Genomic DNA, 15,467 nt, shown 5'->3' on the forward strand with positions numbered 1-15,467 from the left:
CTCCGACACCATGGCTCAATCCAGGTTCATCCCGCTTTGCGCCAACGCTCGATGACAAAAGAAAAGAAACGGGAGACTACCATTCGCAAGCCTCATTTGCGCGGTCGCGGACCGCATTTCCCCCTGCTCGACACTATCGTGCAGTATGAGTCGGAACCCGGCTATGTCGCTTTCACCATGCCGACGCAGAAGCGGCTGCGCGTGCAGGTGGGATCGATGATCGTCGCCGACACGACCAAGGCGCTGGTGCTCTACGAATCCGACCATCTGCCGGTCTATTACTTCCCGATGAGCGATGTGCGCGAGGAGTTCCTGCTGCCCAGCACGACGACGACCGAGAGCCCGTTCAAGGGCGTCGCCACGCATTATTCGCTGAACACCGGCATCACGCTGGTCGAGGATGCCGCATGGCGCTATCTCGATCCGGTCAAAGGATCGCCTGACCTGTCGGACTACATGTCCTTCTATTGGCCCAAGATGACGCACTGGTATGAGGAAGACGAGGAGATTTTCGTCCATGCCCGCGATCCGTTCCGCCGGGTCGACTGCCTGCCGTCGTCGCGGCGGGTGCAGGTCATCCTCGACGGCGAGCAGGTCGCCGATTCACGCCGTGGCGTCTTCCTGTTCGAAACCGGCCACCCGGTGCGCCACTACTTGCCGATCTCCGACACGCGGCTCGATATGCTTACGCACAGCCGCTACATTTCGCGCTGCCCCTACAAGGGCATCTCCAACTACTATCACGTGACGACGCCCAAGAAGCGGCACGAGAACCTCGTCTGGTACTATCCCGAGCCGGTGCACGAGGCCGAGCGCATCAAGGGCCTGGTCTGCTTCCACCACGAACTGGTCGACAAGATCCTGGTCGACGGCGTCGAGATCCCGAAGGAATTCACGGCTGCCTCGAGCGGCTATTTCTAGGCATCACCCGCTCTCCCTTGTCGGCTTGCGCGCCGAGCGCTTGATCGGAAGGCGGCTCCGCGCATACCTTCCCTATGGCAGGGAGGGCTATCGATGGATCTTTTCAAGCTGGACGGCGATGTCGCGCTGGTCACTGGCGCCGGCAGCGGCATTGGCCAGGCAATCGCGATCGGACTGGCTGAGGCAGGGGCCGACGTCGCCTGTTTCGGTCATGCATCGAAAGGCGGGCTGGAAGAAACCGCGCACCGGATCACGGCACTTGGGCGCAAGGCTTTGGTGCTGACCGGCACGGTCACCTCGCAGAGCGATCTGGCGGCGGCAATCGATCGCGTCGAGACCGAACTCGGTGCGCTGAGCGTCGCCGTCAACAATGCCGGCATCGCCGGTTCGGAACCGTCCGAGACCTTGTCGCTGGAGACATGGCAGAAGGTGCACGAGGTCAACGTCGCCGGCGTGTTCCTGTCCTGCCAGGCACAAGCCCGCAAGATGCTGGCGCGTCGCAAAGGCTCGATCATCAACATCGCCTCGATGTCCGGCACCATCGTCAACCGGGGGCTGACGCAGGCGCACTACAACTCCTCGAAAGCCGCCGTCATCCACATGTCGAAGAGCCTCGCCATGGAGTGGGCCGATCGCGGATTGCGCGTCAACGTCGTCAGTCCCGGCTACACGCTGACGCCGATGAACAAGCGGCCGGAGGTGGCTGAGGAAATCAAGATCTTCAAGCGCGACACGCCGATGGGGCGCATGGCCGCGCCCGAGGAAATGGTCGGGCCGACGGTGTTCCTGGCCAGCCGCGCGTCGAGCTTCGTCACCGGCCTCGATCTGATCGTCGATGGAGGCTACGTCTGCTGGTAGAACTATTCAACGGCCGCGTATCGGACTCGCCTTCGCCTGCAGTCTGAAATTGTGCATCAGCGAAGCGTTAGTCGTTGCGCGAGATGAACGTTGGTATATATAATTTCATCTTATGAAACGGTTGGCGAGACGGGGCTCGCCATGCCGGCAGCCGAGATCATGGGACCTTGATGGCTCGCACCTTGCAGGGCGCCGCAAGACTGGCGATTGATCCGCGGGTGATCGCTGCCGCAGCGATCCATCGGCAGCCATGACGCTGACCTTCCCGGCATATTCCACCGTCACCGAAATTCAGCATCATTTCGCCTGCGCCGGCTTCAGCCGCGACGTGGCGGCAACGGTCTTGCGCAACGACCAGCCTTTCGGGAACAATCAAGAAAAGACGCAAGAAGGGAACGACCGATAACCGTCACAGCTTGAAGGAGAACAAGCAATGCCATTTCGCAGTGTGATTTCGAAACTCTCGATGGGAGCCCTGGCCCTTGCCGCGGCAAGCGCAATAAGTCCGATCGCCCAGGCCGCCGCACCGGAATCCAACGACCCGATCAAGATCGCGCTGTTCGACTGGACCAGCGTCAACCTGAACGCCAAGATCCTCGGCGGCATCCTGGAAAAGCTCGGCTATACCGTTGAATACCCGACCGCCGACTACCTCTCCAGCCTGACCACCGGCCTTACCAATGGCGACCTCGATGTCGGCCTGGAATTCTGGGACACCACCGCCGGCGAAGCCATGAAGGCCTCCGATGCGACCGGCCAGACCGAACGTCTCGGCAGGCTCGGACCGAAAGCCAAGGAAGAGTGGTGGTTTCCCGAATACATGAAGGAGAAATGCCCGGGCCTGCCCAACTGGGAAGCGCTGAAGGACCCGAAATGCGCCGAGGCCTTCTCGACGGCGGAGACTGCACCGAAGGGTCGCTATCTCGGCGGTCCGGTGACCTGGGAAGGCTTTGACGACGAGCGCGTCGCGGCGCTGAAACTGCCCTTCACCGTGATCCACGCCGGCACCGACGCGGCGATGTTCGCGGAACTCGATTCAGCCTATCAGCGCAAGGCGCCGATCATGCTGTGGATCTATTCGCCGCATTGGGCGCCGGCCAAATACAAGGGCGAATGGGTGCAATTCCCCGAATACACGCCCGAGTGCTACAACGATCCGAAATGGGGCGTGAACCCCGACGCCAAGTATGACTGCGGCAAGCCGCATGGCGAAATCTGGAAATATGCCTGGAACGGCATGAAGGACAAATGGCCGGTCGCCTACAAGGTTGCCAAGGCCTATACGATCGACACCGACGAACTCAACAAGATGAGCGGCGAGATCGACCTTGACGGCAAGACGCCGGAGGACGTCGCCGCCGCCTGGATCACCGCGCACGAAGCCGACTGGAAAGCCTGGGCGCAGTAATCGTTCGACTGGAAAATGGGACCCGGCTGTCTGATCGGCCGGGTCTCAAATCTTGATGTTCCAGAAGGACGATTGGATGACGGACAGGACTGAACAGGGGTCGGCTCGACCGGGCACGGATGACCGCCCGGTAAAACTTGCCTGCCGCAATGTGTGGAAGCTGTTCGGGGCGAACGCGGCCAGTTTCATCCGCGAGCACGACGGCAAGGCCAGCATGGCCGATGTCACGGCTGCCGGACTGGTCGGCGCGGTGCGGGCCGTCGACCTCGAAATCCGCCAGGGCGAAATCTTCATCATCATGGGCCTCTCGGGCTCCGGCAAATCGACGCTGGTGCGCTGCATGTCGAGACTGGTCGAGCCGAGCCACGGCAAGGTCGAGTTCGAAGGCAAGGACCTGCTGAAGATTTCCGACGCTGCGCTGATCGAACTCAGGCGCCATCGCATGGGCATGGTGTTCCAGAACTTCGCGCTGCTGCCCCACCTCAACGTGCTGGACAATATCGCCTTTCCGCTCAGCATTCAGGGCCAGGACCGGCCGACACGCGAGGCGCGCGCCCGCGAGGTCATCGAACTCGTCGGCCTGCGTGGCCGCGAACATTTCTATCCGCGCGAGCTTTCCGGCGGCCAGCAGCAGCGTGTCGGCATCGCCCGCAGCCTGGCGACAAAACCGGAGATCTGGTTCCTCGACGAGCCGTTCTCCGCGCTCGATCCGCTGATCCGCCGCGAGATGCAGGACGAGTTGATGCGGCTGCAGACCATGCTGCACAAGACCATCGTCTTCATCACCCATGATTTCGACGAGGCGATCAGGCTCGCCGACCGTATCGCCATCATGAAGGACGGCGAAGTCATCCAGACCGGCACGCCGGAGGAACTGGTGGTCAATCCGGCGACCGACTATGTCGCCGAATTCACCCGCGACGTCGACCGCGCCAAGGTGATCTCGGCGCGCAGCCTGATGCGCGCCTGCGACGGCGCGGAGCATGGCGGGACGGTGGCGCCGGAGGCCAAGATCGCCAGTTTTTCCGCCAGCATCGTTTCCGCCGGCAAGCCGTTCGCGGTGGTCTATGGCACCGGCAAGCCAATCGGTGAAGTCACACCGCAAGCGGTGATCGACCTTTTGGCCGGCATCGAACATGCGAGAACCGGCGCATGACGGTGACGGCAAGCGCCAGCGAGCCGAGGCCACCGCTTCAGCGGTGGCTGCTGGTCTGGGCGGCGGCACTTGCCGCCGTGCTGGTGGTGTTCCTGCTGCAGGACAGCGTTCCCTGGGCTGTCGACTATCCGGCCAACGCGATCGTCCCCGTTGCGGACTGGGTCTCCGCGCTGATGGGCTGGATCAAGTCGAACCTGTCGTGGTTGACCCGCTCGATCACCGCGGTGCTCGGCGTGCCGCTCGACTTCGCGCTCAATCTGCTCGCCAAGAACTTCAAGATCGGCCACGGCGCGGACGCCTTCACGCTGCCACGCCTGTCCTGGGTCGGTGTGTGTGCTGTTGCCTTCCTCGCCGGGCATGCCGTGGGCGGTCGCAAACTCAGCCTGCTGGTCGGCGGCTGTTTCCTCTACATCGCGCTGTTCGGCCAATGGACCAGCGCCATGCTGACGCTGGCGCTGATTTCCATCGCCGTGCCGTTCTGCATCGTCACCGGCCTGTTCGCCGGCATCTGGGCCTGGCGCAAGCCATGGGCGGAAAGGCTGATCGTCTCCCCTGCCCTCGACCTGATGCAGACCATCCCGACCTTCGCCTATCTCATCCCGATGCTGCTGCTGTTCGGCAACAGCCCGGTGTCGGCAATGATCGCCACCGCCATTTTCGCCACACCGCCGATGGTGCGGGCGACGATGCTCGGCCTCGCGCGCGTACCAATGGAGATCGGCGAATTCAGCGACATGGCCGGCTGCACGGCGCGGCAGAAACTGTGGCGGGTTCTGCTGCCCTCGGCGCGGCCGACGCTGATGGTCGGCGTCAACCAGGTGATCATGCTGGCGCTCAACATGGTGATCATCGCCTCGATGATCGGCGCCGGCGGTCTCGGCTACGATGTGCTTCTGGCGCTGCGTGCGCTGAAGGTCGGCGAAGCCATGGAAGCCGGTCTCGCCATCGTCGCGCTGGCCATCGCGCTCGACCGGCTGAGCCAGGCCATCGCGCACAAGCAGGCAAAGGGCTATGTTCATCAGGCGGCGAACCCGAGCTTCTGGCGGCGCTACCCCAATCTGACGCTGGCCATCGCCATCCTTGCCGTCACCACGCTGCTCGGCCTGTTCGTGCCGGCTTTCGCGGCGGTGCCGAAGGCCATCACCTTCACCACCGCGCCGCTGTGGAAGGCGGCGGTGAACTGGGTGACGATCAACTTCTTCGATGCGATCGAAGCCTTTCGCGTGGCACTGATCCTCAACGTGCTGAACCCGCTGCGTGCCTTCTGCGAAGGCTTTCCATGGCTTGGGGCGGTGTTCCTGCTCGGCCTCGCCGGCTATCAGCTCTCAGGCCCGCGCCTTGCCGCCCTGGTCGCGGCACTGACCGCCTTCTGCGCCGTCACCGGGCTGTGGGAAAAAACCATGGCGACTGTCTATCTCTGCGGCATCTCGGCGTTCATCGCCTGCCTGATCGGCATCCCGATCGGGCTGATGGCGGCGCGCAGCGACCGCTTCGAGAAAATCGTCACCCCGATCATCGACACGTTGCAGGTGCTGCCGTCCTTCTGCTTCATCATTCCGGTGGTGATGTTGTTCAGGGTCGGCGACGTCACCGCCATGATCGCAACCATCGCCTTCGCCGTGGTGCCGGCCATCCGCTACACCAATCACGGCATCAGGCAGGTGTCGCCGGCATTGATCGAGGCGGCCAAGGTGTCGGGCTGCACGCCGCGCCAGACCTTCTTTCGCGTGCAATTGCCGCTGGCGCTGCCGGAGATCATGCTCGGCGTCAACCAGACCATCCTGATGGCGCTGGCGATGATCATCATCTGCGCCATGGTCGGCACACGCGATCTCGGCCAGGAGGTGTTCATCGCGCTGTCCAAGGCCGATTCCGGCCGTGGCATTGTCGCCGGCCTGGCAATAGCCTTCATCGGCATCGTCGCCGACCGGCTGTTCAACGCCTGGACGGCGAAAGCGCGGGCAAGGCTGGGATAGGGCAGGACGATGCGCCGCGGCCTACTCCGCCGCGACGCCCTTCACCTCGAGATAGCTCTCCATGGAATCGTCCAGCGCCTGCAGCCACGGCGTATGATGCAGCGGCGCCATGGTGCCGGTCATCAGCGAGCGATAGGCGTGATCACGGAAGCTCATGATGTCTTCCACCTTGTGGTGTTCCCATTCCATGAAGGTCTGGTTGACCGCCTCGACATCGAAGCCGGGATAGTCGGTCTGGTCCATCAGTTCCTTGGTGTAGTCGCCCTGGAACCAGATCATCTGCTCGGCGTCCTCCAGCGTCTCCTCCCGCGCCCGCCACTTGGCACTGTGTTCGGCCATCGCCTTGGCCGAGGGAAGCTTGATGCGGCCCATGATGACATCCCGCGCGAACCAGGCCTGCGCGTCGAACATGTTGAAAGTGTAGAACTGGTCCTGCATGCCGATATAGGACAGCTTCGGATTCTTCTCCCACACCACGCCTTCATAGAGGTCGAGCGGCCACATGCGGTTGGCGGTCTTGAGCTTCAGGTCGTCGGTGAGGAAGGGGAAGGAATGCAGATAACCGGTGCACAGGATGATGGCGTCGACATCCTTTGATGTGCCGTCCTTGAAGTGCGCGGTCTTGCCGACGACTTTCTGCAGCAACGGCACCTCTTTCCAATTCTCCGGCCATTTGAAGCCCATCGGCTTGGAGCGGTAGCTGGAGGTGATCGACTTGGCGCCGTATTTGTAGCATTGCGAGCCGATATCCTCGGCCGAATAGGAGCGGCCGATGATCAGGATATCCTTGCCTTTGAATTCCATCGCGTCGCGGAAATCATGGCTGTGCAGGATGCGGCCGTTGAAGGTCGAGAAACCCTCGAAGTACGGCACATTGGGCACCGAGAAATGCCCGGAGGCGACGACGACATTGTCGAATTCTTCGGAATAGGTGACGTCGTTGGTGCGGTCATGCGCGGTGACGGTGAATTTCTTGGTCTCGTCGGAGAAGGTGACCATGCGCACCGGGCTGTTGAAGCGCACCCATTTGCGCAGCCCCGATTTCTCGACGCGGCCCTTGATGTAGTCCCACAGCACGGCGCGCGGCGGGTAGGAGCCGATCGGCCGGCCGAAATGCTCCTCGAATGTATAGTCGGCGAATTCCAGGCATTCCTTGGGTCCGTTCGACCAGAGATAACGGTACATCGAACCGTGCACGGGGTCGCCATGTTCGTCGAGGCCGGTGCGCCAGGTGTAGTTCCACAGGCCGCCCCAGTCGGACTGCTTTTCGAAGCAGACGATTTCGGGAATCTCGGCGCCCTTGTCGGCAGCCGACTTGAAGGCCCTGAGTTGTGCCAGGCCGGACGGTCCGGCTCCGATGACGGCAACGCGAGTTTTCATTTCCAGGCCTCCTTTTTTGATTTCCCCAGCGAAACAAATTTCACTGGGAGTGACAGTAATTGGCCCTTCCGTGCTGTCAACAGACATCTGCTGGAACGGCATTTGCGCGCAACGGATTCCTGGCGAAAAACCTGCGGCGACAGCAATCGCCGAGCCGGCACATGCGACACAAGATGGCTTGCCGTCGCGGTTGCGCTCATGTATCGGCACCTGAGGTGTTCACCGTGAGTGAAATAAATCTGAGGTTGCGGGGGGGCGAGATGGCAAAGACAATTTCCGATTCTAAGGCCGGTTCTGGTCCCGCAAAAGCCAAGCCGTTGCCGAAGGTCTCCGCGGACGGAAAGACCATCCGCGCGCCGCTGACTCAGAACCCGCACGCCATCCGCGACACACGCGAGAAAGTGCTGGAGGTCGCGATCGGCCGCGAGGTGCGGGCGTTCCGCAAGAAGCTCGGCATCACCGTCGCCGATCTGGCGGTCGCCACCGACATTTCGCTGGGTATGCTGTCGAAGATCGAGAACGGCATCACCTCGCCGTCGCTGACCACCTTGCAGGCGCTGTCACGGGCGCTCGGCGTTCCCGTCACCGCCTTCTTCCGCCGCTTCGAGGAAGAGCGAAGTGCTGTCTTCGTCAAAGCCGGCGAAGGCCTTGATGTCGAGCGCCGCGGCACGCGTGCCGGTCACCAGTACAATCTGCTCGGCCATATCGGCTCCAACACCAGCGGCGTCGTCGTCGAGCCCTATCTGATCACCCTGACCGAGGACTCCGACGTGTTCCCGACCTTCCAGCATGAAGGCATGGAGTTCCTCTATATGCTGGAAGGCGAGGTCGTTTACCGGCACGGCAGCAACCTCTACCCGATGAAGCCCGGCGACAGCCTGTTCTTCGACGCCGATGCGCCGCACGGACCGGAGCAGCTGACGAAACTGCCGATGCGGTATCTGTCGATTATTTGCTACCCGCAGAACAGCGCTGGTTAGCTAATCTCCCCCGTTGTGGGGGAGATGTCCGGCAGGACAGAGGGGGGCGCTGTCCCTCGGCATGTCTTTGCTTGGACTGGCTCAAACCGCGCGTTTCGTCACCCTCGGGCTTGACCCGAGGATCCATGCCGTGACCTTCGCCGAAGGGTGCAACTGAGCAGAATTCTCAACCGTTGCAACGCCTTAGCGTCACGGAATGGATCCTAGGGTCTGCGCCGCGTCGCTTCGCTCCTTGCTTCGCCCTAGGATGACGAATTCGATGGTTGCGTTCCTTCGCGCCCCCTCTGTCCTGCCGGGCATCTCCCCCACGAGGGGGGAGATTGGCAGCTTCAATCCGGCCCAAACCCCGGGCTCGTCGCGCTGCCATCATCCAGCCTCGACAGCCATTCCACCAGCGTCGGCCGATACCGCGTCAACCCCTTGTAAGTGGCCAGTTCCTCGGGCAAATCGCGGATGACGCGGTGCAGGCGGCGCGCCCATTTCGGCTGCGTCACCAACTCGTCCATCTTGATCAAATAGCAGCGGATCGGAAAGACGATGCCGTTGGAGCGCGGCAGCCGCCAAAAACTTTGCAGCTCGACGCGCAGATGCACCTTGTCGCCGACATTCTCCGGCGTCACGGTTGTCCGGTCCGGACCCCATTTGTGATAATTCTCCGGGCTGGTGTCGAGGCGCGGATTGATGGTCATCGTCCAGTTGAGACGACGCGCCGGCTTGCCTTGCTGGATGTTGGTGAGGAACTTCAGCGCCCTGACGAAGATCCCCTTCTCATGCGCCAGCGGCACCGGCGCGTGCCATTCGAAGAAGTTCATGCCGATGTCGAAATCGAGCGACCAGTCGGCCTGGGTGGTGACCATGCCGGCATCCATCCACAGATTGCCGTCGCGCTGGTCGAGGATGCAGAAATCGCCCTGGCTCTGGCGGGTGATGTACTCCATCGGCCCGTAAGGCAGCGTCGAGGTGTCGCCGAAGGTGAAGGTATCGTCGATGCCGAGCGGCCGGTTGATCCAGCGCCAGCGGTCACCGTCGCGCGTCAGCGTGAAATGCTCGGGATAGCCGAGCGCCTGCTGCTCCATCAAAAGCTCAAGCAGGTCCCAGCCGGCCAGCGTCATGTGCGGCAGCGACTGGCAGCGCAGCGGATCCTCGGCCAGCACCAGTGCGCGATCCTGCATCTCCGCGACATAGTGCTCGTCGACGTCGATCAGGTTCTCGAGCACGCTACCCTTCGGGCCGACGACATGCGGCTCGATGTTGACGGCATACATGTAGGCGTCTTCATGGAATGGAAACGGGAACCGCCTGATATGCTCCGGGCTGTTCCTGAAGGTGAAATCGTCGCGGAATGTTTCCTTGCGAAAGGTGATGCCCATGATTTCCTCCTACCGCTCCAGCACCAGCGACCGGCCCTCGAAGCGCGACACGCACGGCATGATCTTGCAGCCGGAGCGATGGTCTTCCTCGCTCAGCCAGTGGTCGTTGTGGATGAACTTGCCATCGTAGGAGATGACGTTGGTCTCGCACTGGCCGCAGACGCCGCCGCGGCAGAGATAGGGCGGATCCACGCCGGCCGCCTCGATGGCCTCCAGCAGGCTCTGCTGTTCGCCGACGCGGATCGTCTTGCCGCTGACGGCCAGCGTCACGTCGAAGGGCAGTCCCGGCTGGGGTGCCGCGAAATGCTCGAAATGCACGGCCTCCGACGGCCAGCCCAGGCTTGCCGCGCGGTCGCGCACCCAGTTGATCATGCCGGCCGGGCCACAGACATAGAGATGCGTGCCGAGCGGCTGCGTCGACAGCAGCCGGTCGAGGTCGATGCGCTCGTCACGGTCGTCATGGTAGAGCCTGATGCGCCTGTCGTAACGCTCCCGCAGCACATCGGCATAGGTGCCGAGCGAGGCTGTGCGGCAGGTGTAGTGCAATTCGAAATTGCCGCCCTCTCCGGCCAGTTGCGCGGTCTGCGCCATGAAGGGCGTGATGCCGATGCCGCCGGCAAGCATCAGGTGTTTCTTTGCGCGCAGGTCGAGCGAGAACAGATTGACCGGGTAGCTGATCACCATCTCCAGCCCCGGCTTGACGCTCCGGTGCATGAACAGCGAGCCGCCGCGGCCGATATCGTCGCGGCGCACGGAGATCGTGTATTCGCGCGTGTCGAGCGGCGAGCCCATCAGCGAATAGGGATTGAGCCGGGTGCGATCGCCGTCGCGCATCTCGACCACGACATGGGCGCCGCCGGAAAAGGTCGGCAACATCTGCCCGTCGCGCCGGCGGAAATGGAAGCGGGTGACCAGTTCGTTGACCGGAACGACGTCGCTGACCACGACATTGAGCTTGGTGGTGCCGGTGCTCATGGGAAGGCCTCCTCCGTCGGAGGAATCTCGGAGCGATCCTCGGCGTTGATGCACACGCCCTGGAAAGCGGCGAGGCGCCTGGAATAATGATCGCGCACCAGAAGCAGCAGCCCACAATGCGAACAGTTGGCGGGCTGCGTCGTCACGTTTTCGGTGATGCCTTTGCAGTGCACGCATTGCATGCGCCGCGCCAGGGAACCGCGATGCTCGGTCTGCATGGAGGTATGATCGATGCCGGCTTCGAGCGCGACCTGCATGGCCTGGCCGATCAGCCCTTCGGTGCCGGCGAGGTATAGGCGCAGGCCCATATGGGCATTGGCCAGCGTCTGCTTCAGCCGTGGCAGCAGGCTGGCGAAGGACGGTGCCTGATGAAACTGCGCCGGCTTCAGCGCTTCGAGGACGGCGACGTGCTTGCCGTCGGGGCCCGGGATGAAGACGATCTCGGCGCCGTCGAAGAAGCCGGGCGGAGCCGTCTTTGCCATATCAAGGATCGCCAGCGCACCTTCCGCATCGGCGATGAAAAGATGATGCTTGCCGGGCTGCGGAGACAGGGTTCCGTAAATGGGCCGGCTGATGATCGTCTTGGCTGCCATTCTCTCTAGATCAGTTGGAGCATGATCTTGGACAAACGAAACTGTTTGTCCGAGAAAACCGGTTCCCACTTTTCGGGATCATGCTCTAGTGCCTTAAAACCCCTCGCTGCTTATGATGCCTCAACCCTTGGCGGTGCGCTTGGTCTTTTTGGGATCGTCGAAAGGCAAGGGCTGCGCCGTCGCCTTGATCGATCCGCTCTTGTTGCGGATCTCGAGCTTGGTGTCCTTGACCGCACAGTCGACGTCGAGGCGGGCGATGCCCATCGATTTCTTGACCAGCGGCGAATACATGGCACATGTCACCACGCCGACCTTTTTGCCGTCGCGATAGACCGGTGCGCCTTCATCGGCGGGCTCCTTGCCGTCGAGCAGCACGCCATAGATCTTGAAGCGCTCCTTGCCCTTCAGCCGGTAGTGTTCCTCGGCCCCACGGAAGCCGGTCTTGCCGGGGCTGACCGTGAAGTCGAGGCCGAGCTCCCACAGCGTGTCGCCGGGGCCTTCGTCCTCGAACGGATATTTTTGCGAATTATCGTACGGGTAGAAAAGCAAGTAACTTTCGACACGCAGCATATCGAGCGTGGTGAAGCGACACGGAATGATGCCGGCGCTCTTGCCCTCATCGAGAATCCTGTCCCAGATCGTGCCGGCATCCTGGCCGCGGCAGAAGATCTCGTAGCCGCGTTCGCCGGTGTAACCAGTACGCGAGATCATGACCGGGAAACCGAACAGTTGCGTCTGCGTATGATGGAAATAGTTGAGATCGCGGATACCGGGCACATGCTTGGCCAGGTAATCGACCGCGGTTGGTCCCTGCAGCGACAGATCGTGCAGATTGTCGTCGAAGCGCAGCGAGACATCGCGGCCCATCGCGGCGCGCTGCAATTCCTCATGGCCGGTGCCCGAACCATGCACCACCATCCAGCTGTTCGGGCCGGTGCGGTAAAGGATGCAGTCGTCGGTGAATTTTCCCGCCTCGTTCAGCATGCAGGCATAGGCCGACTTGCCCGGATAGATCTTTTCCACGTCGCGCGTGGTGGCGAGGTCGATGAGGTGCGAGGCATGCGGCCCTGATATGTGAACCTTCTTGAGTCCCGACACATCCATCAGGCCGGCCTTGGTGCGGATGGCGATGTACTCTTCGTCGGCGTCCTTGTCGTAGGTCCAGGCGGTCCCCATGCCGCTCCAGTCTTCGAGCTTCGAACCCAGCGCGCGGTGGCGATCCGCCAGGGTCGAAAATCTCCAGGATGCCGTCATCCGCTCGTCCTCCGTTCAAAAATCCACTGTTCCCTGCTCCTTGGCGCGGGGGCCGGAGCTTTGGCTTGAATATTGACCGCAAACGCGGGAGAGCCGCAATCCCCTGAAAGCAAATAATTTCATTGTCAGGCAAAATTGGCCGTCCCGAGCAAATGGTTAACCCAACGTAAATTCATCTTGACAATTGCGGGAAACGGTCTGAATTTATGAAAAAAATTTCACTCTCTTGAAAGAGAGCGGCGCGCGGAGGATTCGGAACCGGGCGCCCGGAAAAGGGGAAAAACCGATGTCAGACCTGCAGCAGCGCATCGAAGCGCTGTACCGTTCCGACTTGCGCGGAGCCGCGTTGCTGATCATCTGCCTGTGGGCGACGATCCTCTTCGTGCTCTTCATGACATGGCCGTACATTCCGCACGACGGCATCAAGGCCGTCGTCGCGATTGCCGCCGCCGCCGTGCTGATCTTCAACACGGCCGCGATCCTGGCGATGGTCAAGCACTACAAGGAAGACAAGGACTTCATCTACGGTCTCGACATCAAGAACGCCGACGCGTCCCGCAACCGCAAGTCCTGAGGGGTACAACGCATGTCCCGCTATACACCGCCGGAGCAGAGCAAGGCCGGCCAGGTTTTCGACATCGTGGTCGTGGTGGTCGCCATTTTCGTGGCGCTGTGGCTGCCGCTGAAACTGGGCCTTGCCGGAGCCGCCAAATCCATCGACGCGCTCGACGCCAAGACCTGGGAAGCGCTTGGCCAGAACCCGACAATGGCCTCGATCTGGGAAAAGCTCGGCTACACGCCCGAGACCGCGCACGACATCATCCAGAACCGGTTCCACTACGTCATCGACTGGCCGACGCTGATCATCATGGCGGCGGTACTGATCGGCTATTTCGTCTTCCTGTTCCGTGCATCCGATCGCGAATATCGCGACGTCATCAACGAGAAGTTCGACGACAAGTAAAGTTCTGGCGACGAGTCATCGGGGACACGATCATGTGGATGGCACTTTCTTACGCAAGCTGGGGCATCTCGATCTTGCTCGCACTGTGGATGCTCTACGACTGGTTCAAGGTCGATACGACCTATTCCGAGGACGTTCTGACCTCGTCACGCGAAGGCGAGCTTGAAGCCGTTTCCGAAAAACACCGGATCTGAGTGGGGATTGAACGATGACGGTCGCGCTTGAAACGGCAGAAACGGTAGTGCATGGCGACAGGGTCTCGCTGCTCAGGGTGCTTGGCCCTTCCCATGTCTGGGCCCTCGGCGTGGGTATCGTTCTGGTGGGCGAATTCACCGGCTGGAATTTTGCCGCCGACAAGGGCGGCACGCTGGCGGCGCTAATCGTCTGCTGGATCGTCGGGCTGCTCTACACCTCGGTCGCCATGATCGATTCCGAGGTGACGTCGACAGTTGCCGCCGCCGGAGGCCAGTACGCGCAGGCAAAGCACATCGTCGGGCCGTTGATGGCATTCAACGTCGCGCTGTTCCTGGTCTTCGCCTACACCATGCTGGAGGTCTCCGACGCGATCCTGCTCGGCGATACGATCGTCGCCAAGGCGGGGGTCGAGGGGCTGAACCACAATGCCTTCATCGCCGCGACCATCGTCGTGCTGGCCTGGCTCAATTACCGCGGCGTGCTGATGACGCTCAACGTCAACTTCGTCATCACCGCCATCGCCTATGTCTCGATCGTCATCCTGTTCTTCTCGGTCAGCCCGTGGACGCAGGGTGCCGTGCTGAAGCTGAACGAACTGGTCACCCCCGCCAATGCGCTGCCCTATGGCTGGATCGGCGTCATCGCCGCCTTCCAGTTCGGCATCTGGTTCTATCTGGGCATCGAAGGCACCACACAGGCCGCCGAGGAAGTTCGCTCGCCGGCCCGCTCCCTGCCCTACGGCACCATGGCCGGCATGATCACGCTTCTGATCGCCGCCGCCATGACCTGGTATGTCTGCGCCTCGCTGATGCCCTGGGAGTATCTCGGGATCACCTACTACCCGCTGTGGGACGCCGGCAGGCTGACCGGCAGCCCGCTGCTCGAGAACCTGCTGTTCTTGGCCACGCTGCTCGCGGCCCTGGCATCGGCCAATGGCTGCATCAACGACGCGGCACGCGCCTGGTTCTCGCTCGGCCGCGACCGCTATCTGCCGAGCTGGTTCTCGGCCGTGCATCCCAGATATCGCACGCCTTACCGGTCGATCCTGTTCCTGTTGCCGATCGCGCTCGCCTTCGCCTTCATCGCCGACCTCAACCAGGCGATCACCTTCTCGATCCTGTCAGGCGTGCTGCAATACACTTTCATGAGCATCAATATCATGATGTTCCGCAAGAAGTGGCCGCTCGGCACGATCCGCCGCGGCTACACGCATCCCTTCCATCCGCTGCCGGCAATCGTGCTGTTCTGCCTGTGCGTGGTGACCTTCTTCGCCATCTTCCTCGGTTTCGGTTCGCAGCTGAGCGCCATGGTCGCCTTCTACTTCCTGATCTCGCTGTGGTTCCACTTCTACCGCTACAAATTCGTGCGGCGTGGCGACCAGTTCACCATGCCCTGGCCGAAACCGCAGGGCTATTGATGGGAGTAGGCTCGCCCGGA

The 15,467-nt window shown here is 62.0% G+C and carries 16 protein-coding genes; 11 read left to right on the plus strand and 5 right to left on the minus strand.

What is annotated here, in order from left to right; all coding sequences use genetic code 11:
• Nucleotides 1–51 precede the first annotated feature (51 nt).
• The 6 genes from AC07UC_RS27825 (at nucleotide 52) to AC07UC_RS27850 (ending at nucleotide 6,319) form a co-directional block, all read left to right on the plus strand.
• Nucleotides 52–921, plus strand: a complete 870-nt coding sequence (locus AC07UC_RS27825; protein ID WP_494908065.1) for a DUF427 domain-containing protein — start codon at nucleotides 52–54, stop codon at nucleotides 919–921.
• A 93-nt stretch (nucleotides 922–1,014) separates the two neighbouring features.
• Nucleotides 1,015–1,779, plus strand: coding sequence for an SDR family oxidoreductase (locus tag AC07UC_RS27830; RefSeq protein WP_140769102.1), 765 nt, complete (start codon nucleotides 1,015–1,017; stop codon nucleotides 1,777–1,779).
• 250 nt (nucleotides 1,780–2,029) lie between these two features.
• On the plus strand, nucleotides 2,030–2,185 hold the full coding sequence (locus tag AC07UC_RS27835; protein ID WP_181179603.1) for a hypothetical protein: 156 nt from the start codon (nucleotides 2,030–2,032) through the stop codon (nucleotides 2,183–2,185).
• A 27-nt stretch (nucleotides 2,186–2,212) separates the two neighbouring features.
• On the plus strand, nucleotides 2,213–3,187 hold the full coding sequence (locus tag AC07UC_RS27840; protein WP_494908066.1) for an ABC transporter substrate-binding protein: 975 nt from the start codon (nucleotides 2,213–2,215) through the stop codon (nucleotides 3,185–3,187).
• A gap of 76 nt (nucleotides 3,188–3,263) precedes the next feature.
• Nucleotides 3,264–4,343, plus strand: coding sequence for a quaternary amine ABC transporter ATP-binding protein (locus AC07UC_RS27845; protein ID WP_494908067.1), 1,080 nt, complete (start codon nucleotides 3,264–3,266; stop codon nucleotides 4,341–4,343).
• Nucleotides 4,340–6,319, plus strand: coding sequence for an ABC transporter permease (locus AC07UC_RS27850; protein WP_494908068.1), 1,980 nt, complete (start codon nucleotides 4,340–4,342; stop codon nucleotides 6,317–6,319). The genes AC07UC_RS27845 and AC07UC_RS27850 overlap by 4 nt, the downstream gene beginning before the upstream one ends.
• Nucleotides 6,320–6,340: 21 nt before the next feature.
• On the opposite strand, the gene AC07UC_RS27855 is transcribed toward AC07UC_RS27850, so the two are convergent.
• Nucleotides 6,341–7,699 carry a trimethylamine monooxygenase gene (locus tag AC07UC_RS27855; RefSeq protein ID WP_494908069.1) on the minus strand — a complete coding sequence of 453 codons (1,359 nt, stop codon included), beginning with the start codon at nucleotides 7,697–7,699 and terminating at the stop codon, nucleotides 6,341–6,343.
• Nucleotides 7,700–7,959: 260 nt separating this feature from the next.
• On the opposite strand from AC07UC_RS27855, the gene AC07UC_RS27860 reads away from it, so the two are divergent.
• A complete protein-coding gene (locus AC07UC_RS27860) occupies nucleotides 7,960–8,679 on the plus strand; it encodes a helix-turn-helix domain-containing protein (protein WP_140769111.1) in 720 nt (239 codons plus the stop codon).
• 329 nt (nucleotides 8,680–9,008) lie between these two features.
• Here AC07UC_RS27860 and AC07UC_RS27865 read toward each other — a convergent pair whose 3' ends face one another.
• From AC07UC_RS27865 to AC07UC_RS27880, 4 genes are all read right to left on the minus strand, one after another.
• Nucleotides 9,009–10,049: a heme-dependent oxidative N-demethylase family protein gene (locus tag AC07UC_RS27865; protein ID WP_494908070.1), complete on the minus strand. Its 1,041-nt coding sequence runs from the start codon at nucleotides 10,047–10,049 to the stop codon at nucleotides 9,009–9,011.
• Nucleotides 10,050–10,058: 9 nt separating this feature from the next.
• Nucleotides 10,059–11,024: a PDR/VanB family oxidoreductase gene (locus AC07UC_RS27870; RefSeq protein ID WP_202323416.1), complete on the minus strand. Its 966-nt coding sequence runs from the start codon at nucleotides 11,022–11,024 to the stop codon at nucleotides 10,059–10,061.
• Complete coding sequence (locus AC07UC_RS27875) at nucleotides 11,021–11,617, minus strand: dimethylamine monooxygenase subunit DmmA family protein (RefSeq protein ID WP_494908071.1); 597 nt, start codon at nucleotides 11,615–11,617, stop codon at nucleotides 11,021–11,023. The genes AC07UC_RS27870 and AC07UC_RS27875 overlap by 4 nt, the downstream gene beginning before the upstream one ends.
• 120 nt (nucleotides 11,618–11,737) lie before the next feature.
• Nucleotides 11,738–12,871, minus strand: a complete 1,134-nt coding sequence (locus AC07UC_RS27880) for an aminomethyl transferase family protein (protein ID WP_494908072.1) — start codon at nucleotides 12,869–12,871, stop codon at nucleotides 11,738–11,740.
• A 286-nt stretch (nucleotides 12,872–13,157) separates the two neighbouring features.
• On the opposite strand from AC07UC_RS27880, the gene AC07UC_RS27885 reads away from it, so the two are divergent.
• The 4 genes from AC07UC_RS27885 to AC07UC_RS27900 are packed head-to-tail and all read left to right on the plus strand — an operon-like array spanning nucleotide 13,158 to nucleotide 15,447.
• On the plus strand, nucleotides 13,158–13,445 hold the full coding sequence (locus tag AC07UC_RS27885; RefSeq protein WP_056564288.1) for a hypothetical protein: 288 nt from the start codon (nucleotides 13,158–13,160) through the stop codon (nucleotides 13,443–13,445).
• Between the two features lie 12 nt (nucleotides 13,446–13,457).
• Nucleotides 13,458–13,835: a hypothetical protein gene (locus AC07UC_RS27890; protein ID WP_494908073.1), complete on the plus strand. Its 378-nt coding sequence runs from the start codon at nucleotides 13,458–13,460 to the stop codon at nucleotides 13,833–13,835.
• Nucleotides 13,836–13,873: 38 nt separating this feature from the next.
• Nucleotides 13,874–14,029 carry a hypothetical protein gene (locus AC07UC_RS27895; RefSeq protein ID WP_181179683.1) on the plus strand — a complete coding sequence of 52 codons (156 nt, stop codon included), beginning with the start codon at nucleotides 13,874–13,876 and terminating at the stop codon, nucleotides 14,027–14,029.
• A gap of 14 nt (nucleotides 14,030–14,043) precedes the next feature.
• A complete protein-coding gene (locus AC07UC_RS27900) occupies nucleotides 14,044–15,447 on the plus strand; it encodes an APC family permease (protein ID WP_202323418.1) in 1,404 nt (467 codons plus the stop codon).
• The last annotated feature ends 20 nt before the right edge of the window (nucleotides 15,448–15,467 follow it).

The organism is Mesorhizobium sp. GW821-FHT04C10, from assembly GCF_059420305.1.

Coding starts and splice junctions, on each gene's coding strand:
- AC07UC_RS27825 (WP_494908065.1), top strand. CDS start 52: ATGACAAAAGAAAAGAAACGGGAGACTACCATTCGCAAGCCTCATTTG.
- AC07UC_RS27830 (WP_140769102.1), top strand. CDS start 1,015: ATGGATCTTTTCAAGCTGGACGGCGATGTCGCGCTGGTCACTGGCGCC.
- AC07UC_RS27835 (WP_181179603.1), top strand. CDS start 2,030: ATGACGCTGACCTTCCCGGCATATTCCACCGTCACCGAAATTCAGCAT.
- AC07UC_RS27840 (WP_494908066.1), top strand. CDS start 2,213: ATGCCATTTCGCAGTGTGATTTCGAAACTCTCGATGGGAGCCCTGGCC.
- AC07UC_RS27845 (WP_494908067.1), top strand. CDS start 3,264: ATGACGGACAGGACTGAACAGGGGTCGGCTCGACCGGGCACGGATGAC.
- AC07UC_RS27850 (WP_494908068.1), top strand. CDS start 4,340: ATGACGGTGACGGCAAGCGCCAGCGAGCCGAGGCCACCGCTTCAGCGG.
- AC07UC_RS27855 (WP_494908069.1), bottom strand. CDS start 7,699: ATGAAAACTCGCGTTGCCGTCATCGGAGCCGGACCGTCCGGCCTGGCA.
- AC07UC_RS27860 (WP_140769111.1), top strand. CDS start 7,960: ATGGCAAAGACAATTTCCGATTCTAAGGCCGGTTCTGGTCCCGCAAAA.
- AC07UC_RS27865 (WP_494908070.1), bottom strand. CDS start 10,049: ATGGGCATCACCTTTCGCAAGGAAACATTCCGCGACGATTTCACCTTC.
- AC07UC_RS27870 (WP_202323416.1), bottom strand. CDS start 11,024: ATGAGCACCGGCACCACCAAGCTCAATGTCGTGGTCAGCGACGTCGTT.
- AC07UC_RS27875 (WP_494908071.1), bottom strand. CDS start 11,617: ATGGCAGCCAAGACGATCATCAGCCGGCCCATTTACGGAACCCTGTCT.
- AC07UC_RS27880 (WP_494908072.1), bottom strand. CDS start 12,871: ATGACGGCATCCTGGAGATTTTCGACCCTGGCGGATCGCCACCGCGCG.
- AC07UC_RS27885 (WP_056564288.1), top strand. CDS start 13,158: ATGTCAGACCTGCAGCAGCGCATCGAAGCGCTGTACCGTTCCGACTTG.
- AC07UC_RS27890 (WP_494908073.1), top strand. CDS start 13,458: ATGTCCCGCTATACACCGCCGGAGCAGAGCAAGGCCGGCCAGGTTTTC.
- AC07UC_RS27895 (WP_181179683.1), top strand. CDS start 13,874: ATGGCACTTTCTTACGCAAGCTGGGGCATCTCGATCTTGCTCGCACTG.
- AC07UC_RS27900 (WP_202323418.1), top strand. CDS start 14,044: ATGACGGTCGCGCTTGAAACGGCAGAAACGGTAGTGCATGGCGACAGG.